This window comes from Clostridium sp. AF15-41 (assembly GCF_003604095.1).
Classification (GTDB): domain Bacteria; phylum Bacillota; class Clostridia; order Lachnospirales; family Lachnospiraceae; genus Coprococcus.
Genome location: NZ_QTMQ01000004.1, coordinates 179,467 through 206,409, shown reverse-complemented (window position 1 = coordinate 206,409; position 26,943 = coordinate 179,467). Strand labels below are relative to the sequence as shown.

Sequence of the window (26,943 nt, the reverse complement as noted above, 5' to 3'; positions counted from 1 at the left end):
TTTACATGGAAAAGTGAAAATTTACATCAAAAAGTGAAAAAACGTATTGACATATTCCTTGTGTTATGGTAAAGTATCTTTCGATGAACTGCCGAAGACAGTAGGTGCCGGATGGCATAAGTTGAAAAACACCTACCGAGGAATATATCGTTAATATTATTTTAACTATATGCTCTCTGTCTTATCGACAGAGAGCTTTTCTTATTTTAGCAGAAGATGCTTTCTGTTAACTATGTGCAGTCATTAGTAAAACAAGGAGGCGCATTATGGCAAAGGTAGAGATTAAGAAGCCAGTAGTTGAAGAAATCAAAGCTAACTTAGATGGTGCTCAGACAGCAGTTGTAGTTGACTACCGTGGACTTACAGTTGAGCAGGACACACAGCTTCGTAAGCAGTTAAGAGAAGCTGGGGTTGTTTATAAGGTATACAAGAACACCATGATCAACTTCGCTATTGAAGGCACAGAGTTCGAGGGACTGAAGCCATGTCTCGAAGGACCTACCGGATTAGCTATCTGTAAGACAGATGCTACAGCAGCAGCCAGAATCTTGGCTAACTTCGCAAAGACTGCTCCGGCACTTGAGCTTAAGGGTGGCGTTGTAGAAGGTACATTCTACGATGCAGCAGGTATCGCAGTTATTGCAAACATTCCTTCAAGAGAAGTACTTATTTCCAAATTCCTTGGAAGTATCCAGTCACCTATTGCAAACTTCGCTCGTGTTATCAAGCAGATTGCAGAACAGAAGGAAGCTTAATTATTTGTGCATACAGGCACATCGGCTTCTATTTAATAGAAGCAGCAATTATTAAACTATATTATATTAATGGAGGAAATAATAATGACAACTCAGGAAATTATTGAAGTAATCAAAGGTTTATCAGTATTAGAATTAAATGACTTAGTTAAAGCATGTGAGGAAGAATTCGGCGTATCAGCAGCAGCAGGTGTTGTTGTAGCAGCAGCAGGCGGAGACGCTCCAGCAGCAGAAGAGAAGGATTCATTCGATATCGAACTTACAGAAGTTGGTCCTAACAAGGTTAAGGTTATCAAGGTTGTTCGTGAGATCACAGGTCTTGGCTTAAAGGAAGCTAAGGATGCTGTTGATGGCGCTCCAAAGGTTATCAAAGAGGGAGCTTCAAAGGACGAGGCTGAGGAAGCTAAGACTAAGTTAGAGGCTGAAGGCGCTAAGGTTACATTAAAGTAATTTTATTCCTTGTATTTATGAATATCTTTCGACCTGGCGGGAGAATTACCTGCCAGGTCGTTTTTGTCAAAGTTCCGGCGAACTGATCACTTTTTATCAATAAGAACGGGTTCGTCCGAAGATACGGTTTTAAGATTCTGATCACAGATACAAATATCTATACAATGATGAAAAATTACTTGCTTATAAGGGGTGATTTTTTGAATGCATAGAGTGAGAATGCACTCATGGTATAGCCGAATTTATGTATCTGTTCTATAAAATAAAATGCCGTTGCATATTGTTTTTAGAAAATGCAAACAGGCGCATAAATATGAATAAAAGTTCATATACAATTCTTTTATAAAAAATTCCAAATATTTCTTGACATATACCTTGAAAATGTGATACAGTGTAAGATGTCTATACTATGGGTTGGTTTGCGTTCAAACCAGACATATAATGACACGGCTAATATATTTCGGTTAAATGTAAGCATTTCAACAGAATATACGCTTAAAAATAAATTCCAAGGGGTGAATGTGTCGATGGAAAAAAACAGAATTAGTCCTGTTCAATCTGGTAAAGGTATCCGAATGAGTTATTCCAGACAGAAAGATGTCCTGGAGATGCCTAACTTTATCGAAGTTCAGAAAAACTCATACCAGTGGTTCCTTACCGATGGTCTGAAGGAGGCATTTAAAGATATCTCTCCTATTACTGACTATACAGGACAGCTTAGTCTTGAGTTTGTAGATTTCCAGTTATGTAGAGATGATGTGAAGTACTCAATCGAAGAGTGCAAGGAAAGAGATGCAACATATGCTGCACCGCTTAAAGTAAAAGTAAGACTCCATGCAAATGACGCAAAGGAAATGTCAGAACATGAGATTTTCATGGGTGATCTTCCTCTTATGACCGAGACAGGTACATTTGTGATCAACGGTGCAGAGCGAGTTATCGTAAGCCAGTTGGTGCGTTCACCTGGTATCTACTATGATATTGCACATGATAAGATTGGTAAGAAGCTGTACTCCTGTACAGTTATCCCAAACCGTGGTGCATGGTTAGAGTACGAAACAGATTCGAATGATGTTTTCTATGTTCGTGTAGATAGAACCAGAAAGGTGCCTATCACAGTACTTATCCGTTCACTGGGAATCGGAACAAATGCAGAGATTATCGATCTGTTTGGCGAAGAACCAAAGATTTTAGCAAGTATTGAAAAGGATCCTTCTGAGACATATCAGGATGGTCTTCTTGAGTTGTACAAAAAAATAAGACCGGGTGAGCCTCTTGCAGTAGAGAGTGCAGAGAACCTGATCAATGCAATGTTCTTTGATCCAAGACGTTATGATCTTGCAAAGGTTGGACGTTATAAGTTCAATAAGAAGCTGGCATTCCAGAACAGAATCACAGGTCAGATACTTGCAGAGGATGCGATCGATCCGGCAACCGGTGAAGTGATCGCAGAAGCAGGCACGACACTTACAAGAGCACAGGCAAAGGATATCCAGGATGCTGCTGTACCATATGTTATGATCCAGACAGAAGAACGTAACGTAAAGGTGCTTTCAAATATGGTAGTAGATCTGTCCAAGTATGTTGGATTTGATCCTGCTGAAGTAGGTATCCATGAGGGTGTATACTATCCTGTCCTTGAAACCCTTTTAAATGAATATTCAGACGAAGAAGAATTAAAGGCAGCTATCGCAAGAGATGCATCTGACCTTGTTCCAAAGCATATAACAAAAGAAGACATTATCGCTTCAATTAACTACAACATTCACCTTGAATATGGTATTGGAACAAAGGATGATATCGATCACCTTGGTAACAGACGTATCCGTGCAGTCGGAGAACTTCTTCAGAATCAGTATAGAATCGGTCTTTCCAGACTGGAAAGAGTTGTAAGAGAGAGAATGACGACTCAGGACGTAGAGACGATCACTCCACAGTCTCTGATCAACATCAAGCCTGTAACAGCAGCAGTTAAGGAATTCTTCGGAAGTTCCCAGTTGTCACAGTTCATGGATCAGAACAACCCATTGTCTGAGCTGACTCATAAGAGAAGATTATCAGCCCTTGGTCCCGGTGGTCTGTCACGAGACAGAGCAGGATTCGAGGTTCGAGATGTACACTATACTCATTATGGTAGAATGTGTCCTATCGAGACTCCTGAAGGTCCTAACATCGGTCTGATCAACTCTCTGGCTACTTATGCAAGAATCAATGAGTATGGTTTTGTAGAAGCACCATACAGAAAACTGGATAAATCAGATCCTGCAAACCCTGTAGTTACAGATGAGGTTATTTATCTGACGGCAGATGAAGAAGATAATTACAGAGTTGCACAGGCAAATGAACCTCTGGATGCAGATGGTCATTTCGTAAATAACAACGTATCAGGAAGATACAGAGAGGATACAACAGAGTTCCCGAAATCAAGAGTTGATCTGATGGACGTTTCTCCTAAGATGGTATTCTCAGTTGCTACATCCATGATTCCTTTCCTTGAGAACGATGATGCAAACCGTGCTCTGATGGGATCAAACATGCAGCGTCAGGCAGTTCCGCTTATGCTTACCGAATCAGCCGTTGTAGGTACCGGTATGGAAGCAAAGGCAGCCGTTGACTCAGGTGTATGTATCGTTGCAAAGAGAGATGGTGTAGTTGAATATTCCACAAGTAAGGAAATCTGTATTAAGGCAGATGAAGATGGAACAAAGGATATCTACCACGTTATCAAGTTCGCACGAAGCAATCAGGGTAACTGTATGAACCAGAGACCTATCGTATTCAAGGGCGAGCATGTTAAGGCTGGAGAGGTTATCGCAGACGGACCATCTACTTCAGGTGGAGAGATCGCACTTGGAAAGAACCCTCTGATCGGTTTCATGACCTGGGAAGGTTACAACTACGAGGATGCTGTTCTTTTAAGTGAAAGACTTGTAAAAGATGATGTATATACATCTATTCATATTGAGGAGTACGAATGCGAAGCAAGAGATACCAAGCTCGGACCGGAAGAGATCACAAGAGATCTTGCGGGATTGTCCAATGATGCATTAAAGGATCTGGATGAGAATGGTATTATCCGTATCGGTGCTGAGGTTCGTGCCGGAGATATCCTTGTCGGTAAGGTTACTCCTAAGGGAGAGACAGAGCTGACAGCAGAGGAAAGACTCCTTCGTGCCATCTTTGGTGAGAAGGCAAGAGAAGTAAGAGATACTTCCCTTAAGGTTCCTCATGGAGCATTTGGTGTCATCATGGATACCAAGATCTTCACAAGAGAAAACGGTGATGAACTTTCACCGGGTGTTAATAAATCAGTCAGAGTATACATTGCTCAGAAGAGAAAGATCCAGGTAGGAGATAAGATGGCCGGTCGTCATGGTAACAAGGGTGTAATTTCCCGTGTACTTCCGGTAGAAGATATGCCATTCCTTCCAAATGGTCGTCCGCTCGATATCGTGTTGAACCCACTGGGCGTTCCTTCACGTATGAATATCGGACAGGTTCTTGAAATCCATCTTGGTCTTGCTTCACAGGTTCTCGGATTCAAGGTTTCAACTCCTGTGTTTGATGGTGCAGACGAGTTTGATATCATGGATACTCTTGAGATGGCGAATGATTATGCAAATACCGAGTGGGAAGATTTCTATGAGAAATATAAAGACTCTGTTTCGGAAGAAGTAATGAATTACCTCTATGAGAACAGAGACCACAGAGAAGAATGGAAGGGCGTTCCAATCGACAGAACCGGTAAGGTACAGCTTCGTGACGGTAGAACCGGTGAAGAATTTGACAGCCCTGTAACAATCGGTTACATGCATTATCTTAAGCTCCACCATCTGGTTGATGATAAGATCCATGCACGTTCAACCGGTCCGTACTCATTAGTTACACAGCAGCCTCTGGGTGGTAAAGCTCAGTTCGGTGGACAGCGTTTCGGTGAGATGGAAGTTTGGGCACTGGAAGCATACGGTGCATCATATACATTACAGGAAATCCTGACTGTTAAGTCGGATGATGTAATCGGACGTGTTAAGACATATGAAGCGATCATTAAGGGTGAGAATATTCCTACACCTGGTATCCCTGAGTCATTCAAGGTACTGCTGAAGGAATTCCAGTCACTTGGTCTCGATGTCAGAGTTGTAAAAGACGATATGACAGAGGTTGATCTCGGTGAGACGATCGAAGCGTATGACGAGAATGTTAAGAGCATGATCGATGATGATAAACGGGAAGCTGATGGACGTGAATTTGAAGAAGCGGGCTTCAGCGGAACAGATGAAAATGATGAGCTGACATCATTATCAGACGGAGAATATCTGGATGATTACAATGACGACTATGATGGCAACTCGGATGATGAATTTTAGAAAGGAGATTTTGTAAGATGCCAGAATTTAACATGGAAACTCCAGAACAGGAACAGGCTTTAAGCTTTGACGCAATTAGAATCGGACTTGCATCTCCTGAAAAAATCAGAGAATGGTCACATGGTGAGGTTAAGAAACCTGAGACTATCAACTACAGAACATTAAAACCGGAAAAAGACGGTTTGTTCTGCGAGAGAATATTTGGACCTAGCAAGGACTGGGAATGTCATTGCGGTAAATATAAGAAGATCAGATATAAAGGTATTATCTGTGATCGATGCGGTGTAGAGGTTACAAAGGCCAGCGTTCGTAGAGAGCGTATGGGTCATATCGAGCTTGCAGCACCGGTATCCCATATCTGGTATTTCAAAGGTATTCCTAGCCGTATGGGACTGATCCTTGATATTTCTCCAAGAGTACTTGAAAAGGTATTATACTTTGCATCTTATATCGTTCTTGATCCAAAGGACACACCGCTTACTTATAAGCAGGTTCTGACAGAGCAGGAATACAGAAAGGCTGAAGAGGACTTCGGATACGGCTCCTTCCGTGCAGGAATGGGTGCTGAGTCCATTCAGGAGCTCTTAAGAGCAATCGATCTGGATAAAGAAAGCGAAGAATTAAAGGCTGAGCTTAAGAATTCAAGCGGACAGAAGAGAGCCAGAATCATCAAGAGACTGGAAGTTGTTGAAGCATTCCGTAATTCTGAGAATAAGCCGGAGTGGATGATCATGGATGTTATTCCGGTTATCCCACCGGATATCAGACCTATGGTTCAGTTGGATGGCGGCAGATTTGCTACATCTGACCTGAATGACTTATATAGAAGAATTATCAACAGAAATAACCGCTTAAGAAGACTTCTTGATCTGAACGCTCCTGACATCATTGTCAGAAACGAGAAGAGGATGCTTCAGGAAGCTGTTGATGCGTTAATTGATAATGGTAGAAGAGGCCGTCCTGTAACAGGTCCGGGTAACAGAGCATTAAAGTCTCTGTCCGATATGTTAAAGGGTAAGCAGGGACGTTTCCGTCAGAACCTTCTTGGTAAGCGTGTTGACTATTCAGGACGTTCCGTTATCGTAGTAGGACCGGAACTTAAGATCTATCAGTGTGGTCTTCCAAAGGAAATGGCTATCGAATTATTCAAGCCGTTTGTTATGAAAGAACTGACAGCCAGCGGCAGAGCGAATAACATTAAAGCTGCTAAGAAGATGGTAGAAAAGCTTGAGCCGGAAGTTTGGGATGTACTTGAGGATGTAATCAAAGAGCATCCGGTTATGTTAAACCGTGCTCCTACACTTCACAGACTGGGTATCCAGGCATTTGAGCCTATCCTTGTAGAAGGTAAGGCAATCAAGCTTCATCCACTGGTATGTACAGCGTTCAACGCCGATTTCGATGGTGACCAGATGGCTGTTCACCTTCCACTTACAGTTGAGGCACAGGCAGAATGTAGATTCCTGCTCCTGTCCCCGAATAACCTTCTGAAGCCTTCAGATGGTGCTCCGGTTGCCGTTCCTTCACAGGATATGGTCCTTGGTATCTACTATCTGACAATGGAGAAGGATGGCGATATCGGAGAAGGCAAGTTCTTCAAGTCAAAGAACGAAGCACTGCTTGCATATGAGAACAAGGAGATCACTCTCCACTCTAAGATAAAAGTAAGAAGAACTGTTACGACAGAAGACGGAACAGAGGTTACAGGTATCATCGATACTACACTCGGTCGTTTGCTGTTCAACGAGATCATTCCTCAGGATCTTGGATATGTTGACAGAACAAATCCTGACAATATCCTGAAACTTGAGATTGATTTTCATGTTGGTAAGAAACAGTTAAAGCCGATCCTTGACAAATGTATCAATACACATGGCGCGACCAAGACTGCTGAAGTTCTGGATGACGTAAAGGCAATCGGTTACAAGTATTCAACCAGAGGTGCTATTTCAGTATCTATTTCAGATATGAAGGTGCCGGACGAGAAGAAGCAGATCCTTGCAGATGCTCAGACTCAGGTTGACAAGATCACAAAGATGTTCAGACGTGGTCTTATGACAGAGGAGGAGAGATACCTCGCTGTTGTTAAGGTTTGGGAAGAAGCCGATAAGGTTCTGACAAAAGCCCTTCTGGACGGACTTGATAAATATAACAACATCTTCATGATGGCAGATTCCGGTGCCCGTGGATCTAACCAGCAGATCAAACAGCTGGCTGGTATGCGTGGTCTGATGGCAGATACAACCGGTCGTACGATCGAACTTCCGATTAAGTCAAACTTCCGTGAAGGTCTTGACGTTCTGGAGTATTTCATTTCAGCGCATGGTGCTCGTAAGGGTCTGTCCGATACAGCGCTTCGTACAGCCGATTCAGGATACCTGACCAGACGTCTGGTTGACGTATCACAGGATCTGATCATTCGCGAGACAGATTGTTGTGCAGGAAAAGCAATTCCTGGTATGGAAGTAGAAGCATTCATGGAAGGTAAAGAAGTAATCGAATCCTTCCAGGAGAGAATTACAGGTCGTTACCTTGCAGAATCTGTATACGATAAAGATGGTAACCTTTTAGTTAAGGCAAACCACATGGTATCACCAAAGAGAGCTGCTCTGATCGTAAATCAGGGTGTAGATTCAAACGGTGTTCCGTTCCTTGATCCGGATACAGGTGTTACAAGACAGGATGCAAAGCTTAAGATCAGAACGATCCTGACATGTAAGTCACACCTTGGTGTATGTGCAAAATGTTACGGTGCCAACATGGCAACCGGACAGCCGGTACAGGTTGGTGAAGCTGCCGGAATTATCGCAGCTCAGTCAATCGGTGAGCCTGGTACACAGCTTACCATGAGAACATTCCATACTGGTGGTGTTGCCGGTGATGATATTACACAGGGTCTTCCTAGAGTAGAAGAGTTGTTCGAAGCAAGAAAGCCAAAGGGACTTGCGATCATCGCAGAGTTTGGCGGTAAGGTTCAGCTTCGTGATAATAAGAAGAAGAGAGAAGTCGTTATCACAAATGACGAGACAGGCGAATCAAAGGCATACTTAATTCCTTATGGTTCCCGTATCAAGGTTCTGGACGATCAGGTTCTGGAAGCCGGTGATGAATTAACAGAAGGTTCTGTTAATCCACATGATATCTTAAAGATCAAAGGTATCCGTGCAGTTCAGGATTACATGCTTCGTGAAGTACAGCGAGTATACAGACTTCAGGGTGTTGATATCAATGATAAGCATATCGAGATCATTGTTCGTCAGATGTTAAAGAAGATCAGGATCGAGGATAACGGAGATTCATCCTACCTTCCGGGAACACTGGTTGACGTTCTTGATTTTGAAGATACAAATGAGCAGCTCATCGCAGAAGGCAAACAGCCGGCAGAAGGCTCACAGGTAATGCTTGGTATTACAAAGGCATCGCTTGCTACAGATTCCTTTATGTCAGCAGCGTCCTTCCAGGAGACAACAAAGGTTCTTACAGATGCAGCTATTAAGAGTAAGGTGGATCCGCTTAATGGTCTGAAAGAGAACGTTATTATCGGTAAGCTGATCCCAGCAGGTACAGGTATGAAGCGCTATCGTTCTGTAAAGCTTGATACAGAGATGGATGAGATCAACTTCTTTGATGATGATGAAGAGATCGACTTCGGAGATGATCTGGAAAGCACAGAGTTAGAAGATGCAGTTGATACCGATGCAGATGCAGAGGATGAGGCGGAAGAAAATGCTTCAGACTTGGAATCTGTAGAGGCAGAGACATCTGATAACGAATAAATAAATTTGAAAAGTGCTTGACACGAATAATTTCAATATATATAATGGTAAGGCATGCGTGAGAACGTATGCCTTATATTATTTTTTATTTTGAAAGTAGGAGGTGAAAACATGCCAACATTTAACCAGTTAGTTAGAAAGGGAAGACAGACAGTAGAGAAGAAGTCAACTGCACCAGCTCTTCAGAGAAGTTTCAACTCATTAAAGAAGAAGCCAACTGAGACAAGCTCTCCACAGAAGAGAGGAGTTTGTACAGCAGTTAAGACAGCTACTCCTAAGAAGCCTAACTCAGCTCTGAGAAAGATCGCCAGAGTTCGTTTATCAAACGGTATCGAAGTTACAAGTTATATTCCAGGTGAAGGTCACAACCTTCAGGAGCATAGCGTAGTTCTTATCCGTGGTGGTAGAGTAAAGGACTTACCTGGTACAAGATACCATATCATCAGAGGTACTCTTGATACAGCAGGTGTTGCAAAGAGACGTCAGGCTCGTTCTAAGTACGGTGCTAAGCGTCCAAAAGATGCTAAGAAGTAATTAAAACCGTATTATTGGAAACATTCCAAAAAAATGTGCTGGTTAGGCCATGTTTTTGCTATGAGATAAGGTGTTGATGCATAAAATGCAGAAAACATCAGATAGATAGAAGAGATGGAAATAACAGCACGAACACATTTTATAATGTGAGTACCGAAGAATTAATAAATATTAAGGAGGGAAGAACCGTGCCACGTAAAGGACATATCGCAAAGAGAGACGTATTAGCGGATCCAATTTACAATAACAAGGTGGTTACCAAGCTTATCAACAACGTAATGTTAGATGGTAAGAAGGGTGTTGCTCAGAAGATTGTTTACGGTGCATTCGACCGTATCGCAACTGAAACTGGTAAGGACGCTATCGAGGTATTTGAAGAGGCTATGAACAACATCATGCCATTACTCGAGGTTAAGGCAAGACGTATCGGTGGTGCAACATATCAGGTACCTATCGATGTAAGACCAGATAGAAGACAGGCTCTTGGACTTCGTTGGTTAACAACATTTTCACGTGCCAGAAGTGAAAAGACCATGGAAGAAAGACTTGCAAGAGAAATCATGGATGCAGCTAATAACACAGGTGCATCTGTAAAGAGAAAAGAAGATATGCACAAGATGGCAGAAGCAAACAAGGCGTTTGCTCACTACAGATTCTAATCTGTGCTGTCTACAGAATAATAAAAGGAGGACAATCCGTTGGCTGGAAGAGAATATCCATTGGACAGAACAAGAAACATTGGTATTATGGCTCATATCGATGCTGGTAAGACAACTCTTACAGAGAGAATCTTATACTATACTGGTGTTAACTATAAAATCGGTGATACTCATGATGGTACAGCTACTATGGACTGGATGGAGCAGGAGCAGGAAAGAGGTATTACAATCACTTCCGCTGCTACAACCTGTCACTGGACATTAGAGGATCATCACAAACCAAAGGCTGGTGCTTTAGAGCACAGAATCAACATCATTGATACTCCAGGTCACGTAGACTTTACTGTAGAAGTAGAGCGTTCACTTCGTGTACTTGATGGCGCCGTTGGTGTATTCGATGCAAAGGCTGGTGTAGAGCCTCAGTCAGAAAACGTATGGCGTCAGGCTGACACATACAACGTTCCACGTATGGCATTCATCAACAAGATGGATAAAATGGGTGCTGACTTTTTCTACTCAGTTCAGACAATTATTGATCGTCTGGGCAAGAATGCAATTCCAGTTCAGATTCCTATCGGTAAAGAATCCGATTTCATCGGTCTGATCGACTTATTTGAGATGGATGCATACTATTATAAAGATGATAAGGGTGAAGACATCGAGATCACAACGATCCCTGATGACTTAAAAGAGCTTGCTGACAAATGGCATGAGAACCTTGTAGAGAAGATCTGCGAGTTAGATGATGACTTAATGATGATGTACCTTGAGGGTGAAGAACCTTCAATCGACGAAATGAAGAAAGTTCTTCGTAGAGCAACTATTGCTTGTGAAGCAGTTCCGGTATTCCTTGGTTCCGCATACAAGAATAAGGGTGTTCAGAAGATGCTTGATGGTGTTATTGAATATATGCCAGCTCCTACAGATATCCCTGATATCACAGGTGTAGATCCTGAAGGAAATGATGTAGTTCGTCATTCATCAGATGAAGAACCATTTGCTGCATTGGCATTCAAGATCATGACAGACCCATTCGTTGGTAAGTTAGCATTCTTCAGAGTATATTCAGGTACATTGAACTCAGGTTCATATGTATTAAATGCAACAAAAGACAAGAAAGAGCGTGTAGGACGTATCGTACAGATGCATGCAAATGCTCGTAAGGAAATTGATAAGGTTTACGCTGGTGATATCGCAGCTGCTGTTGGTTTCAAAGTAACAACAACTGGTGATACAATCTGTGATGAGCAGCATCCGGTTATCCTTGAGTCAATGGAATTCCCAGAGCCAGTTATCGAGCTTGCTATCGAGCCTAAGACAAAGAATGATCAGGGTAAGATGGGCGAGGCCCTTGCAAAGCTTGCTGAAGAAGATCCTACATTCAGAGCACATACAGATAAAGAAACAGGACAGACAATCATCGCTGGTATGGGTGAGCTTCACCTTGAGGTTATCGTTGACCGTCTGCTTCGTGAGTTCAAGGTTGAGGCTAACGTAGGTGCACCTCAGGTTGCTTACAAAGAGACATTTACCAAGGCTGTTGACGTTGATAGCAAATATGCTAAGCAGTCAGGTGGTCGTGGTCAGTATGGTCACTGTAAAGTTAAGTTCGAGCCAATGGATCCAAACGGCGAAGAGACATTCAAGTTCGAATCCACAGTTGTTGGTGGTGCTATTCCTAAGGAGTATATCCCAGCAGTCGGTGAAGGTATCGAAGAAGCTGCTAAGGCTGGTATTCTTGGTGGATACCCGGTACTTGGTGTTCATGCAAATGTATACGATGGTTCATACCATGAAGTCGATTCATCAGAAATGGCATTCCACATCGCCGGTTCTATGGCTTTCAAGGATGCTATGGCTAAGGCAAATCCAGTTCTTCTGGAGCCTATCATGAAGGTTGAAGTTACAATGCCTGAGGAATATTTAGGTGATGTAATCGGAAGCTTAAATGCTAAGAGAGGCCAGATCGAAGGTATGGATGATATCGGCGGTGGTAAGATCGTCAGAGCATTCGTTCCACTTGCAGAGATGTTCGGTTACTCAACAGAGCTTCGTTCATCTACACAGGGACGTGGTAACTACTCAATGTTCTTTGAGAGATACGCTCAGTGTCCAAAGAGCGTTCAGGAGAAGGTTATCGCTGAAAAGTCAAAATAATAGTTTGACAACTCAGAAAGGCATTTTGCCGTGCCTTTCGACTTAAAAGAGTAAAATAAATCATATCAGCAGGTAAAAAGGTTGAAAATCCTTATGCCTGCTGGTATAAAGAGATAAAAAAAGGTTGAAAATCTTTTATATATTCTATATAATGAGTTTTAGCCAAGCATAGCCCTTAGGGGTACGAAATTTAAGGAGGATATTAAAAAATGGCAAAGGAAAAGTTTAATAGAAGTAAGCCACATTGTAACATTGGTACAATCGGTCACGTTGACCATGGTAAAACAACATTAACAGCAGCTATCACAAAAGTTCTTTCAGAGAGAGTAGCTGGTAACGCAGCTGTTGATTTCGCTAACATTGATAAGGCTCCAGAAGAGAGAGAAAGAGGTATCACTATCTCTACAGCTCACGTTGAGTACGAGACAGAGAAGAGACATTATGCTCACGTTGACTGTCCAGGACATGCTGACTACGTTAAGAACATGATCACTGGTGCAGCTCAGATGGATGGTGCTATCCTTGTTGTTGCTGCTACTGATGGTGTTATGGCTCAGACAAAGGAGCACATCTTACTTTCACGTCAGGTTGGTGTACCTTACATCGTTGTATTCTTAAATAAGTGCGATATGGTTGATGATGACGAGCTTATCGAACTTGTAGAGATGGAAGTTACAGAACAGCTTGAAGAGTACGGATTCAATGATTGCCCAATCGTTAAGGGTTCAGCTCTTAAGGCTCTTGAAGATCCAATGGGACCTTGGGGAGATAAAATTATGGAACTTATGGATACAATAGATTCATACATTCCAGATCCTCAGAGAGATACAGATAAGCCATTCATCATGCCTGTAGAGGATGTATTCACAATCACAGGTCGTGGTACAGTTGCTACCGGTAGAGTAGAAGCTGGTGTTATCCACTTAAATGATGAAGTTGAAATCGTTGGTATTAAGCCAGAAATCCAGAAGACAACTGTAACAGGTATCGAGATGTTCAGAAAGCTCCTTGATGAAGGACAGGCTGGTGATAACATCGGTGCTCTTCTTCGTGGTATCAAGAGAGAAGATATCGTAAGAGGTCAGGTTCTTTGTAAGCCAGGTTCAATCACATGTCATACAAAGTTCACAGCTCAGGTTTACGTTCTTACTAAGGACGAGGGTGGTCGTCATACACCATTCTTCAACAACTACCGTCCACAGTTCTACTTCAGAACAACTGACGTAACAGGTGTTTGTAACCTTCCAGCAGGTACAGAGATGTGCATGCCTGGTGATAACGTAGAAATGACAATCGAACTGATTCACCCAATCGCTATGAGCCAGGGTCTTACTTTCGCTATTCGTGAGGGTGGTAGAACAGTAGGTTCAGGAAGAGTTGCTTCTATCATCGAGTAATCTACGCGTAAGTAACGAGAAGATTAGATAAATAAAAAATATCCGGAGAGTGTTTACACTCTTCCGGGTATTTTTTTGTTTATTGATTAGCAGCAATATTGACAATGAAATTACCGGTATGTTATTTTGTAGATGCAAACAATTGGGTGGGCTTATAAGCAAGCCCTGTGCAGCAGAAAAGGAGATATCAATGAAGAAAATCTTGATTACCGGTGGAACCACATTTGTCAGTAAGTATGCAGCAAAGTATTTTGTAGAGCATGGATATGAGGTCTATGTAGTGAACCGTAATTCAAAACCGCAGGTTAAGGGCGTGACGCTGATTGAAAGCGACAGGCATAATTTAGGGGATAAGCTGAAGAATCTGCATTTTGATGTTGTTGCCGACATAACCGCTTATTGATGCACAAGACATAATTGATTTACATAATTCGCTGGACTCTTTTGATCAATATATAATGATTAGTTCCAGTGCGGTATATCCGGAGTATGGTGTACAGCCATTTCCTGAGGATTCTGAAAGAGCAGTAAATAAATTCTGGGGAAAATATGGAACAGATAAGATCGAAGCAGAAAATGCACTGTTGGAGAGAGTCCCGGATGCTTATATTTTAAGACCGCCATATTTATATGGTTCTATGGACAACGTCTATCGGGAGGCGTTTGTATTTGACTGTGCAATGGCAGACAGAAAATTTTATTTGCCGGAAGCCGGTGAGATGAAATTACAGTTTTTCCATGTGGAAGATTTGTGTAGGCTGATGGAAGTAATAATTACAAAGTGCCCAACGGATCATATTTTGAATGTCGGAAATGAAAAGTCAATATCGATAAGAGACTGGGTTATCAAATGTTATGCTTGCTTTGATAAAGTGCCGGAATTCGTATCTGTACCGGAAACAGTAGAGCAGAGAAATTATTTCAGCTTTTATAATTATGAATACTGTCTTGATGTGACCCGGCAGAAGAAGATATATCCGGAGACGATGTCAATGGATGCCGGGTTACAGGAGGCTGCAAATTGGTATATAGAGCATGAAGGTGAGGTAAACAAGAAGCCATATTGGGAGTATATTGATACCAATTTGGTATAAAGGTAATTGACATAATAAGATGACAAGCGTGTGTATCGGGAAGGAAATTACGATGAAAATAATAGAAGTAACGGATCTGAATCGTCCGGAACTGGCGGTTTATGCGGAGCTTTCGGAACGGCAGCTTGCAACAATTTATGAACCGGAGGAAGGATTGTTTATTACCGAGAGTCCGAAGGTGATCGAGCGGGCATTAGATGGTGGATATGAACCGGTGTCTTTTCTGGCAGAAAAGGGACAGCTTGCAGAGGCTGAGGAGATTCTGGATCGGATGGAGGATGTCCCAATCTATGTTGCACCGGATGAGATATTGACGAAGCTTACCGGTTACCATCTGACAAGGGGGCTCTGGTGCACGATGCGCCGCAGGACATTGCCAACGATAGAGGAGGTATGTCAGGGAGCGAAGCGGATCGCTATTTTGGAAGAAGTGGTCAATCCGACAAATGTGGGAGCATTGTTCCGCTGTGCCGCAGCACTTGGTATGGATGCAGTGATATTGACCGGTGGCTGCAGTGATCCTCTTTACAGACGTGCAAGTCGTGTGAGTATGGGAACAGTATTCCAGATTCCGTGGACAATGTTGTCAAAGAAGGATGGTGTCTGGCCGGAGCAGGCAATGAAGACATTGAAAGAAATGGGCTTTAAGACGGCGGCAATGGCACTTCGAGAAGATAGTGTAGGAATTGATGATCCGCAGTTAAATAGTGAGGAAAAGCTGGCAATTGTGCTCGGTACAGAGGGCGATGGGCTGGCCGGAGATACGATAGCTGACTGCGATTATACGGTTATGATTCCGATGGCACATGGTGTAGATTCACTTAACGTAGCGGCGGCAGGAGCGGTAGCTTTCTGGCAGCTGGGACATCAGCGGCAGGAGTAGTATCCGTTTGTAAAGATTGTGCGTCGACGACAGGAAAGGGTGGTCTTCTGGCAGTTGAGATACCGCTGACAGGAATAAATAGTATTCATCTGGAAAGTTATAGCATCAGTCGCAGAAAGGAGCAGCCCGCAAGAAAACATGCTGGGAATATATTGATGCCGATTTGGTAAAATAATAAATTGACAAATAATAAGATGGCAGTATAATGGTTGGTAGCGCTGAATTGGTGCTACCAATTTCTTTTATATGAAAAAATATAGTTCAAACGAAAAAGGATAAAAAATGTAGAGAGGATATTTGAATGAAGTATATTAGACAGTTTTTAATCATTCTTGCAATTTCATTTATCGGGGAACTGCTCAAATATGTATTACCTTTGCCGATTCCTGCCAGTATTTATGGAATGGCGATTTTATTTGTATGCCTGATGACTGGATGGATCAAGTTAGAAGCAGTGAAGGAGACAGGCAAATTTTTAATTGAGATCATGCCATTGATGTTCATTCCTGCCGGTGTTGGTCTGATGGTTAGCTGGGGAACGCTGAAGCCGGTGCTGATTCCGGTATGTGTGATCACGGTTGTTACGATCATTACAGTTATGGCGATGACAGGCAGACTGTCACAGTGGATCATCAGAAAGGATAGGAAGAAAGAGGAACAAGAGGATGCATGATTTTTTTGAAAACTCCCTGTTTGCAGGAGTTACACTTAGCCTGATCTCATATTTGATCGGGTCAATATTAAAGAAAAAATTCAAACTGGGAATATTTAATCCGTTGCTGATCTCGATTGTAGTTACCATCCTGGTACTGGTTGTGAGCAAGGTGGATTATGATACTTATAATGAAGGCGCCCAATATTTAAGCTGGCTGTTGACCCCTGCAACCGTATGTCTGGCGATCCCGCTCTATGAACAGTGGGAACTGCTGAAGCATAACTGTAAGGCGGTTATGGCAGGTCTTGTTGCCGGTGTGGTGACAAGTCTTTGTACGGTGTTTGTATTGTCAAAGATCATGGGACTTACACATGAGGATTATGTAACGATGCTTCCGAAGTCTATCACGACTGCGATCGGTATGGGTGTTTCAGAAGAACTGGGTGGATATGTAACGATTACGGTTGCGGTTATTATCGTAACGGGTGTTCTTGGAAATATATTTGGTGAATTAGTGTGCAAGATTTTTCGAATCACCGAACCGATATCAAAGGGTCTGGCATTTGGATCTGCATCTCATGCGATCGGAACGGCAAAGGCGATCGAGATCGGTGAAGTGGAAGGTGCAATGAGCAGTCTGGCGATTGCGGTTTCCGGTATTCTTACGGTTGTGCTTTCGTCGTTATTTGCGCATTTTATGTAAATATATATGCTGCTTATAAAATGCAAGGATTTATTTCGAATTTACAGATCGGATATAGAAATAATGAAGTTAGTTGATAATCTCATAGGCGGGTATCCGCTGGTAGCAGATATCAAAATATAGAAATAACGAAATTTATTGATAGTCAGGGAGACGAGTATGGAAAAACAACATGTTACATCAGAATATGAAAAAGCAATTCAATATATTTACAGCCTGATGCAGGACGGAACCTTGCAGAACGGAAGCAAGCTTCCAACCGAACGTACGATAGCGGAGACGTTAGGAATCGGAAGAAATTCGACCAGGGAGGCACTCAGTATCCTGCATGGCATGGGAATGATCGAACGCGTACAGGGATCGGGAAATTATATATCAAAAAATGCCGGAGAGTCGATCCGTCGGATGCTTATGATGATGCTGGCACTTGGCAGTATCACGAAATCCGAGGTCTGTGAGTTCCGTTGTACAATGGAAAAGTCTGTATGCAGTATGCTGATCGAGAAAGGAATACCATTTGAGTGTCAGGTGCTTCTGGAGGATAATCTGGCAAGGATGGAGCAGGTGGATGGTTCCGAACTGGTTAGCGTGGATAAGGAATTTCATGAATTGCTGATCCGGGCAACAGAGAATGAACTATTTTCGATGATCATGGAGGCGGTTATGATCGTTTATCGGGAATGGATCGATCTGGTGCTGCGCCGTGTGAATACAAAAGAAAAGGCAAACTTGCTTAATTATCACAAGCAGATCTATAATAGTGTATTAGAACGTGATGAAGCAGCCATGAAAGCGGCGGTAGATGGGCATTATCATCTGATCAGCCAGATGCTTGCATTGTAGGTGAGTAGAGGTAATATATAAGAAGGAGGTAAGAGAGTATGATCGTAACACTTGGAAGACAATGTGGATGTGCCGGAGATGAAGTTGGGAAAAAATTATCGGAGCTGTTAGGGATTCCCTTTTATACGAAGCCAGAGCTGATCGCGCTTGCAAAAGAAAAGAAAATTTATGAAAAGTACCCAATGTATTTTGGTGAGCAGCCGGTAAATGCGATGATCAGTTCGGTTGCGGATGATTTCTGTCCGAAGAATCAGTATGATACACCGAAACGGGCATTGTCAGCAATGTTTGGCGGACAGAGTTTTATTATTATAGGACGTGCTTCGAATTATGCCTACCGGGATGATAAGGATGCTGTCCGGGTGTTTCTGTGCGGAGATAAGAAGCAGCGGGCGCATCATATCGCGGGAAAGCATAAGATCTCGGAGCGAAAGGCTATAGCGCTTGTTGAAAAGACAGATGAGAAACGGCGTGGTTATCACAGATATTATACCGGAGAAGAATGGGGCTATGCAGAGAATTATGATCTGTGTATAGACGCGGTACGACTGGGTGTTGATAAGACGGCGGAATTGATCGCAGACTATGTAAAGCATGTCGGAGGAAGATAAATGACAACGAGAGAAGAAGCGCTGACATATGGACTGTCTTTTCCTGATACATATCAGCAGGCGCCATTTCATGATCCAAACTGGCAACTGGTGCGTGTGAAAGGAAGCAAGAAGGTATTCCTGTGGACATATGAGAGAGACGGATATATTAATCTGAACGTAAAGGTCGATCCGGAATGGCGGGATTTCTGGCGGAGCGCATTTGACGCGGTGATACCGGGCTGGCATCAGAATAAGGAGCACTGGAATACGATCATTCTGGATGGAAGTATTCCGGATCAGGATGTGAAACGGATGATCGCAGAGAGTTATGATCTGGTGACAACCAGTCCATCAAAGAGAATCTATGAGGCGGTGAAAAAGATTCCTTCCGGAAAGGTTGCAACCTATGGTCAGATCGCGGAGCTTGCCGGGGATAAGAAGATGGCGCGTGCAGTGGGAAACGCGCTTCATAAGAATCCGGATCCGGAGCACATTCCCTGCTTTCGTGTGGTAAATGCAAAGGGTGAATTATCCGGAGCATTTGCATTCGGCGGAAAGAATGTACAGGCAGATCGATTGATGGCAGATGGAGTTACAGTTGTCGATGGACGGGTGGATATGGAGAGATTTGGAATAAAGATCTTAGATGGAGAAATCATATAAAGTGAAAAATGATTTATATGCAGGAAATGACCGTTCAAATACAAAGGTTATTTGAAACAGAAAACAAGTCATTTTTGCAAGACTACTGTACAGGCAAGGGGGAGGCAGTATATAATATATCCGTAATTCCAACATGGGGATTTAAATGAGGTTTGGGATACATATATAACCAGAGACTTGTCGGGGGCGATAGTCTCTGGTTTTTTTGTTTGGGATGCATATTTTACGGAGTGGAAGTTAATTATTTTGTAATTCCGTTTGAATGTGTAAGATTTGTAGGCAATTCTTTATTTGAAAGGAAATAAAAATGTCAGAATATCAGTATGTAGAGCATGAATTTGCTCCGGTATATAATGAAGAATCACAGGTGCTGGTTCTTGGCAGTCTGCCATCGGTGAAATCCAGAGAGCAGGGCTTCTACTACGGACATCCGAGAAACCGTTTTTGGAAGGTTGTGGCAGCTGTACTTGGTGTACCGGAACCCTTGACGATAGAAGAGAAAAAACGGATGCTGCTTGCCGGTCATGTGGCGGTCTATGATGTGATCCGGGCTTGTGAGATCATCGGTTCCAGTGACAGCAGTATTCGAAATGTGATTCCTGCAGATATTAAAAGCATTGTAGCACATACACCGATCCGGGCAGTTTTTACAAATGGTAAGACTGCCGGCAGATTATACAAAAAATATCAGGCAGAACATATCGCTCTTCCGATGATCGAGCTGCCATCGACAAGCCCGGCAAATGCAGCGTTCTCGTTGGAACAACTGGAAGAAATATGGAAATCGGAGATTGATAAATATTTGTAAAAGTATTTTACAATAGTGACGCTGACATATAAAAAGAACAGTATTTTACATTAATTATACACAACTTTACAGATTCATCAGATGATTTTACCTGCGTATGATAGCGGGCGTTTTTTCTAATTGATAAACTTATGTCATAAAAAGTAATGATGAACGAAAGAGAGAAAGAAAATGAATGAAAATGTGATCGAACAGCCGGTTGCAGCTATGTATATGGTATCCAAAGAATTGAATCGTCTGGCAGGTTTTACGACAGAAATGTTGTTTAGTCTTAAATCAACAATTATGAGTAATCGATCCGAAGAAAGTCAACAGAAGTTTACAGAGAAGCTTCAATATGAAACAGTTCCTTCTGCAGGGCTTTTCTCATACCCTGAATTATATAGATTGTTTTTTCGCTTGACCGGTCTCTGTATGTTACAGTTGGCCGGCCGTTTTTTTTATTACTGCATCCAGATCAGAATTTTGCGTGTAAAATATAAGATGATGGCATGAGAAATGTTCTATACTTTATGAAGCAAGCCTGCCCACTCTGTGTAACTTCGAACTAACCTCGGGCAAGCCTCGCTAAGGTCTCAGTTACTCATGTCGGTACTTAGTGAACTGCTGAAAGCAGTGAGCTTAGAACCGCTACATGAGGGTAGAGTGAGAACGTCTTGCGTAATAAAGGTATAGAATTTTCTCATGCCATTAGTTTATTTTTAATTTTACAAAATTCTGGTGGGTGTGGTATAGTAAGGATAACTTTTTTTCTGATGAACAATAGACGTGGAGGTTACAAGGAAATGTCTCAGATAACGAAACGTGCGTTGGAAGCATCACTGAAGAAGCTTCTTACAAAGAAACCGCTTGATAAGATAACGATAACGGATATCACGGAAGACTGCGGCATCAACCGAATGACATTTTACTATCATTTTAAAGATATCTATGATCTGGTAGAGTGGGTGTGTGTGGAGGATGCAACGAGGATACTGGGTGAGAATAAAACCTATGATACCTGGCAGGAAGGCTTCCTTCGTATCTTTGAAGCGGTGAGCGAGAATAAGACATTTATGATGAATGCATATCATTCGATCAGCAGAGATCAGGTAGAAAAATATCTGTACAGTCTGACGTATGATCTGATGATCAAGGTCATCGAAGATAAGGCGAAGAATATGCAGGTGCGGGATGAAGATAAGAAGTTCATTGCTGATTTTTACAAATGCTCCTTTGTCGGTGTGTTGCTTGAATGGATTGAGAATGGCATGAAGCAGGATCCACATGTGATCGTGGATAAGATGGGACTGGTGATGCATGATAATATTACCAGAGCACTGGAAGCATTTCGGACGGATGCCTTTCACAAAAAAACAGAGAGCTGACAGATACATTGAAAAAACAATGTGTCTTATTTTTCAGACCGGTTGTCCCATCAAAACAGGGGAAATGATAAAATTTTAGACAGAACAAGTACCGTGAATATATTTTTATCACGGTACTTTTTTTGTTTATTGAGGGCAAAAACTGGGAATCTTATAATAAAGACAGTTTTTGAGATAACCGGTCTGTTTGCGGGCAGGCTGTATAGATTGGAGGTAATTCGTATGTATTACGCAAGTGGAAATTATGAAGCATTTGCCAGACCGAAGAAGCCGGCGGGTGTGGATCAGAAATCGGCATATATTATAGGGTCGGGACTTGGTGCATTGGCGGCAGCCTGTTTTCTGGTAAGAGATGGACAGATGAAAGGCTCGCATGTGCACATTCTGGAGAAAGACCCGATTCCGGGCGGTGCATGTGATGGTTATCAGTACAGCGATATCGGCTATGTTATGCGTGGCGGACGTGAGATGGATAACCATTTTGAGTGTATGTGGGATCTGTTCCGTTCGATTCCGTCCATCGAGACAGAGGGCATCAGTGTACTGGATGAGTATTACTGGCTGAATAAGGCAGATCCAAACTATTCTCTGTGCCGGGCAACTGAGAATCGGGGGCAGGATGCACATACCGATAAGAAGTTTGGATTGTCTGATAAGGGTGCAATGGAGATCATGAAGCTGTTTTTTACTCCGGATGAGGAATTATATAATAAACGGATCGATGAGTATTTTGATGAAGAAGTGCTTAATTCTAATTTCTGGATGTACTGGCGGACGATGTTTGCATTTGAGAACTGGCATTCTGCACTTGAGATGAAGCTCTATATTAAGCGTTTTATCCATCATGTCGGAGGATTGCCGGATTTCACGGCACTTCGTTTTACCAAATATAACCAGTATGAGTCCATGATTCTTCCGATGGTAAAATATCTGGAATCATTCGGTGTGGTGTTCCATTATAATACCAAGGTTATAAATGTGGAATTCGAGATCGAAGCAGGAAGAAAGCTGGCAAAGAAGATTGATATTATCCGTGACGGTGAAGCAGATGCGATCGATCTGACCGAGAATGATCTGGTATTTATCACAAATGGCGGCTGTGTGGAGAATTCTTCATACGGAAGTCAGAACAAACCGGCTGAATTCAAGACCGAGATCCGTGAGGGTGGCGGATGGGATATGTGGAGGAAGATCGCTGCACAGGATCCATCCTTCGGACATCCGGACAAATTCTGCTACGATCCGGAGCAGTCAAACTGGATGAGTGCAACGGTAACGACTTTGGATGAAAAGATCCTTCCGTATATTAAGAATATATGCAAGAGGGATCCACTTTCCGGCAAGGTAGTTACAGGTGGTATCGTGACTGCAAGAGATTCCGAATGGCTGCTCTCCTGGACGATCAATCGTCAGCCGCAGTTCCGTAACCAGCCAAAGGGACAGGTGCTTGTATGGGTATATGGATTGTTCTCAAATAAACCGGGTGATTATGTAAAGAAGACGATGCGGGAATGTACCGGTAAGGAGATCTGCGAGGAATGGCTCTATCATATCGGTGTACCGGAGGAGGAGATTCCGGAGCTTGCCGAGCACAGTGCAAATACAGTGCCGGTTATGATGCCGTATATTACAGCATTTTTCATGCCGCGTGAGAAGGGCGACCGTCCAGATGTTGTACCGGAGGGAGCGGTCAATTTTGCATTCCTTGGACAGTTTGCCGAGACAGCAAGAGATACGATATTTACGACCGAGTATTCGATCCGTACCGGTATGGAAGCAGTATATACCCTGTTGAATATCGACCGTGGTGTGCCGGAGGTCTGGGGCAGTGTCTATGATGTACGGGATCTGTTAAATGCGACCGTGGCAATACGCGATGGCAGAAAGATCACGGATATGAAGCTTGGACTGAAAGAGAAGATCGCAATGAAGGAGCTTTTAAAGGCGGTAGAAGGAACCGATGTCGAGAAACTTCTCCGGGAGCATGGAGCAATATAGAGAAAAATAGAATAATAAATATAACAAATGCTCTGGCAGAGGTGTGGTTTGCCAGAGCATTTTTGGGATTGTACGATAATGTACAAGCGGAAGGACTGCCACATGGCAGATTCCTGTGTTTTGGTTGCGTTTAGAGATGTGTATTATTTATTAAACAAGTGCTTCACCAAGTGCGGTACAATCAGCAAGACCTGCTTCATCCGGTGTTTCATGACAGATCAGTGGAGCTGCTGCAAATACAACGCCGTCAGCCTGACACTGAGCTTCCCATGTATCCATCCATTCGCCGCTTCCCCAGCCATATGAACCGAAGATGGCGATCTTCTTACCGTTTAATGCCGGTTCACATTCAGCGAACATTGGCTCAAATTCGCTTTCTTCTAAGACTTCGGCACCCATAGCAGGGCATCCGAATGCAATCGCATCGTAGTTATCTACCATATCTACAGTGAATTCTGCGGATGTTAAAAGATCACATTCTGCTCCTTTTGCCTTTGCACCTTCTGCAACAGCCTGTGCCATTAATGCTGTGTTACCTGTGCCACTCCAATATACAACTGCAACCTTACTCATAGTAGGTTCCTCCTTATAATTCATGTATTTTATATTTAGAAATCTCCGTGTGAAAATGCTTACGGGGATCTCTTATATTCACTTTGTTATGTGAATGTCATTTGCGTAAATAAATACTTATTTTGTTATGCGGATGCAATTTTCTAAATACTTATGCAGCAACCGTTAACTGCCAGATTGTTCGTCCCTGATGCCAGAGATTTGCATAGATCTCACGGCATTTTTTAAATTTGGCAAATGTTTTCTGGGCCTCACCCAGATCTCCGTATACCTTCCAGTCGCCCATGCCTTTGCAGTTACTTCCGTGGTTTTTGATAAATCCGAGAACATCATTTAACGGATAACCAAGGAAGACACCGATCTCATGCGGAAATTCTTCCGAACCATGAAGACGACTACGAAGCTGTTCAAGCATTTGATCGATCGTTCCTGCCTGATATCCTGTGCTTACAAGAAAAGAGATGATCTCCGGTCTTGATAATTCACGAACCATAGCATCCGGTCTGTAGACATAGATCAAAGCAGTTTCGGTATCTTCTCGCAGGATCGTGATCCGGATCCCTTTTTTCTGAAATTGTGCATCCCAGACAGCCACACTTTCGTATAATTCTTCTCCGGAAGAAAAACGATAAAGAAACAGGCTGGCAGGTTTTAAGGACGCCAATGTAGGCGAACAATGTGTGATCAAATATTCTTCAAACATAATCACAAACTCCTTTTTGCATCGATTCCGACAAATATTCTGCAATATTCAAAAATCCTAAAGCTATATGCAGTGCTGGTACGCTCGCGTCAAAGCAGCGTTGCATATCAAATTTTAGTATGCACCGTAACTCTGTAAATCATTCAATCTACAGGTTAGGCACATCTAACTCATGGGTGCATTATACGGTCTGGTTCTGTAAAAATCAAGCGAAAAATGTGATAGAAATTCTCAATAAATTCGACCATTTTTTGTTGACGGAAAAGGCTTCTGCATGGTATTTTTATAAAAAGTTAGTATGAACTAACTAAAAATCTTGTGAATAAATCGTGTGACTCCATTCTGTATGCATCCCTGACTGCTGAAAACAGGGTATGCACCCGGATGCAATGACGGATCCGGGACAGAAGCTGTCACCAGAAAGAAGGATCAAAGCATGATGAATTATTTAGAAATCGAAAAAGTAATTGGACGAGAGATTATTGACTCAAGAGGAAATCCTACAGTAGAAGCAGAAGTTATTCTTGCAGATGGTACTGTCGGACGTGGAGCTGCTCCAAGTGGTGCATCAACAGGTGAGTTTGAAGCATTAGAGCTTCGTGATGGCGATAAGGATCGTTTTGGCGGTAAGGGCGTTCAGAAAGCTGTTGAAAATATCAACACAAAAATTAATGACGTATTAGTTGGAATGGATGCATCTGATACATATGCTGTAGATCAGGCAATGATCAAGGCAGACGGAACAAAGGACAAGTCAAATCTGGGTGCAAATGCAATCCTTGCTGTATCAATCGCAGCAGCAAGAGCAGCAGCTATTTCACTGGATGTACCTTTATATCGTTTCTTAGGCGGTGTAAGCGGAAACAGACTTCCGGTTCCTATGATGAACATTATCAATGGTGGATGTCATGCATTATCATCCGGTCTGGATGTTCAGGAGTTCATGATCATGCCGGTTGGTGCTCCTTCATTCAAAGAGTGTCTCAGATGGTGTGCAGAGGTATTCCATGCACTTCAGGCTATCTTAAAGGAAAGAGGACTTGCTACATCAGTTGGTGATGAAGGTGGATTTGCACCTGCACTTGCATCTGATGAAGAAGCAATCGAGACAATTCTCGAGGCAGTAAAGAAAGCCGGATATGAACCGGGTAAGGACTTCAAGATTGCTATGGATGCAGCTTCATCCGAGTGGAAGACAGGCAAGGTTGGCGAGTACAAGCTGCCAAAGGCCGGTACAGTATATACATCAGAAGAGCTGATCGCTCACTGGAAGAGACTGGTTGAGAAGTACCCGATCATCTCCATCGAAGATGGTCTGGATGAAGAAGACTGGGAAGGCTGGAAGAAGCTTACAGCAGAACTTGGCGACAAAGTACAGTTAGTTGGTGACGACCTTTTCGTTACAAATACAGAGAGACTTGCAAAGGGTATCGAGCTTGGCTGTGGTAACAGTATCCTGATCAAATTAAACCAGATCGGTTCTGTATCAGAGACATTGGAAGCGATCAAGATGGCTCACAAGGCCGGATACACAGCTATCTCATCTCACAGATCAGGCGAGACAGCAGATACAACGATCGCAGATCTTGCAGTTGCTTTAAATACCTGCCAGATCAAGACCGGTGCACCATCCAGATCTGAGCGTGTAGCTAAGTACAACCAGCTCTTAAGAATCGAAGAAGAGCTTGGTGCTTCAGCCGTATATCCGGGTATGAAAGCCTTCAATGTAAAATAATTATTGTCATATATTTTCCTCAAAAAAAATATGAATAAATGGTATGGGAGACGTAAGTTTTGCGTCTCCTATATTTTTTATCGCACTTTGTGGAGAAGTAGTTAATTGCTTCGCGTTTCCGCGCAGGTGCGAAAGAGTCACTTGTGACTCTTTATTAGGCGAAATGTTGAAAATAGCAGATAAATTCCGGTAAAAAATAAATCTCGATTTAGAAGAAAAAAGGAATTAGC

At 42.6% G+C, this 26,943-nt stretch carries 23 protein-coding genes and 1 other annotated feature; of the genes, 21 read left to right on the top strand and 2 right to left on the bottom strand.

Features of this window, described 5'->3' with window-relative positions; all coding sequences use genetic code 11:
* Window positions 1-73 precede the first annotated feature (73 nt).
* Window positions 74-211, top strand: a sequence feature (ribosomal protein L10 leader region).
* A gap of 55 nt (window positions 212-266) precedes the next feature.
* From rplJ to DWW43_RS04680, 20 genes are all read left to right on the top strand, one after another.
* On the top strand, window positions 267-755 hold the full coding sequence (rplJ, locus tag DWW43_RS04770) for a 50S ribosomal protein L10 (protein WP_008402032.1): 489 nt from the start codon (window positions 267-269) through the stop codon (window positions 753-755).
* An 84-nt stretch (window positions 756-839) separates the two neighbouring features.
* The gene (gene rplL / locus DWW43_RS04765; protein WP_021944598.1) at window positions 840-1,205 is read left to right on the top strand and encodes a 50S ribosomal protein L7/L12; all 366 of its coding nucleotides are present in this window, start codon (window positions 840-842) and stop codon (window positions 1,203-1,205) included.
* Between the two features lie 527 nt (window positions 1,206-1,732).
* Window positions 1,733-5,572 carry a DNA-directed RNA polymerase subunit beta gene (locus DWW43_RS04760; protein WP_044945749.1) on the top strand — a complete coding sequence of 1,280 codons (3,840 nt, stop codon included), beginning with the start codon at window positions 1,733-1,735 and terminating at the stop codon, window positions 5,570-5,572.
* Between the two features lie 17 nt (window positions 5,573-5,589).
* Window positions 5,590-9,348 carry a DNA-directed RNA polymerase subunit beta' gene (rpoC, locus tag DWW43_RS04755; RefSeq protein ID WP_117785715.1) on the top strand — a complete coding sequence of 1,253 codons (3,759 nt, stop codon included), beginning with the start codon at window positions 5,590-5,592 and terminating at the stop codon, window positions 9,346-9,348.
* A gap of 111 nt (window positions 9,349-9,459) precedes the next feature.
* The gene (gene rpsL / locus DWW43_RS04750; protein WP_044945751.1) at window positions 9,460-9,882 is read left to right on the top strand and encodes a 30S ribosomal protein S12; all 423 of its coding nucleotides are present in this window, start codon (window positions 9,460-9,462) and stop codon (window positions 9,880-9,882) included.
* 188 nt (window positions 9,883-10,070) lie between these two features.
* Entirely contained in the window at window positions 10,071-10,541 is a 471-nt protein-coding gene (rpsG, locus tag DWW43_RS04745) for a 30S ribosomal protein S7 (protein ID WP_044945754.1), read from the top strand.
* A 39-nt stretch (window positions 10,542-10,580) separates the two neighbouring features.
* Window positions 10,581-12,698: an elongation factor G gene (gene fusA, locus DWW43_RS04740; protein WP_084770701.1), complete on the top strand. Its 2,118-nt coding sequence runs from the start codon at window positions 10,581-10,583 to the stop codon at window positions 12,696-12,698.
* A 209-nt stretch (window positions 12,699-12,907) separates the two neighbouring features.
* Window positions 12,908-14,095, top strand: coding sequence for an elongation factor Tu (gene tuf / locus DWW43_RS04735; protein ID WP_119962872.1), 1,188 nt, complete (start codon window positions 12,908-12,910; stop codon window positions 14,093-14,095).
* Window positions 14,096-14,285: 190 nt separating this feature from the next.
* On the top strand, window positions 14,286-14,498 hold the full coding sequence (locus DWW43_RS12425) for an NAD-dependent epimerase/dehydratase family protein (protein WP_347475249.1): 213 nt from the start codon (window positions 14,286-14,288) through the stop codon (window positions 14,496-14,498).
* Window positions 14,499-14,553: 55 nt separating this feature from the next.
* A complete protein-coding gene (locus DWW43_RS04730; protein ID WP_347475248.1) occupies window positions 14,554-15,189 on the top strand; it encodes an NAD-dependent epimerase/dehydratase family protein in 636 nt (211 codons plus the stop codon).
* Window positions 15,190-15,241: 52 nt separating this feature from the next.
* Window positions 15,242-16,072: an RNA methyltransferase gene (locus tag DWW43_RS04725; protein WP_044945770.1), complete on the top strand. Its 831-nt coding sequence runs from the start codon at window positions 15,242-15,244 to the stop codon at window positions 16,070-16,072.
* 301 nt (window positions 16,073-16,373) lie between these two features.
* Entirely contained in the window at window positions 16,374-16,745 is a 372-nt protein-coding gene (locus DWW43_RS04720) for a CidA/LrgA family protein (RefSeq protein WP_008402058.1), read from the top strand.
* Window positions 16,738-17,430, top strand: coding sequence for an LrgB family protein (locus DWW43_RS04715; protein ID WP_008402059.1), 693 nt, complete (start codon window positions 16,738-16,740; stop codon window positions 17,428-17,430). The genes DWW43_RS04720 and DWW43_RS04715 overlap by 8 nt, the downstream gene beginning before the upstream one ends.
* A gap of 159 nt (window positions 17,431-17,589) precedes the next feature.
* Window positions 17,590-18,273, top strand: a complete 684-nt coding sequence (locus DWW43_RS04710) for a GntR family transcriptional regulator (protein WP_119962871.1) — start codon at window positions 17,590-17,592, stop codon at window positions 18,271-18,273.
* Between the two features lie 38 nt (window positions 18,274-18,311).
* Complete coding sequence (locus tag DWW43_RS04705) at window positions 18,312-18,884, top strand: cytidylate kinase-like family protein (protein WP_117785731.1); 573 nt, start codon at window positions 18,312-18,314, stop codon at window positions 18,882-18,884.
* Entirely contained in the window at window positions 18,885-19,529 is a 645-nt protein-coding gene (locus DWW43_RS04700) for a methylated-DNA--[protein]-cysteine S-methyltransferase (RefSeq protein WP_119962870.1), read from the top strand.
* Window positions 19,530-19,836: 307 nt separating this feature from the next.
* Window positions 19,837-20,337, top strand: coding sequence for a DNA-deoxyinosine glycosylase (locus DWW43_RS04695; RefSeq protein ID WP_119962869.1), 501 nt, complete (start codon window positions 19,837-19,839; stop codon window positions 20,335-20,337).
* Between the two features lie 171 nt (window positions 20,338-20,508).
* The gene (locus DWW43_RS04690; RefSeq protein ID WP_119962868.1) at window positions 20,509-20,832 is read left to right on the top strand and encodes a hypothetical protein; all 324 of its coding nucleotides are present in this window, start codon (window positions 20,509-20,511) and stop codon (window positions 20,830-20,832) included.
* Between the two features lie 290 nt (window positions 20,833-21,122).
* Window positions 21,123-21,704 carry a TetR-like C-terminal domain-containing protein gene (locus tag DWW43_RS04685; protein ID WP_165853015.1) on the top strand — a complete coding sequence of 194 codons (582 nt, stop codon included), beginning with the start codon at window positions 21,123-21,125 and terminating at the stop codon, window positions 21,702-21,704.
* 222 nt (window positions 21,705-21,926) lie between these two features.
* Entirely contained in the window at window positions 21,927-23,702 is a 1,776-nt protein-coding gene (locus tag DWW43_RS04680; protein ID WP_119962867.1) for an oleate hydratase, read from the top strand.
* A gap of 150 nt (window positions 23,703-23,852) precedes the next feature.
* On the opposite strand, the gene DWW43_RS04675 is transcribed toward DWW43_RS04680, so the two are convergent.
* The gene (locus tag DWW43_RS04675; RefSeq protein ID WP_119962866.1) at window positions 23,853-24,275 is read right to left on the bottom strand and encodes a flavodoxin; all 423 of its coding nucleotides are present in this window, start codon (window positions 24,273-24,275) and stop codon (window positions 23,853-23,855) included.
* Between the two features lie 151 nt (window positions 24,276-24,426).
* Window positions 24,427-24,978 (bottom strand): DUF3793 family protein, encoded by a 552-nt coding sequence (locus tag DWW43_RS04670; protein ID WP_008402072.1) that lies wholly within the window; start codon window positions 24,976-24,978, stop codon window positions 24,427-24,429.
* A gap of 439 nt (window positions 24,979-25,417) precedes the next feature.
* On the opposite strand from DWW43_RS04670, the gene eno reads away from it, so the two are divergent.
* Window positions 25,418-26,713 (top strand): phosphopyruvate hydratase, encoded by a 1,296-nt coding sequence (gene eno / locus DWW43_RS04665; RefSeq protein ID WP_119962891.1) that lies wholly within the window; start codon window positions 25,418-25,420, stop codon window positions 26,711-26,713.
* Window positions 26,714-26,943: the final 230 nt, after the last annotated feature.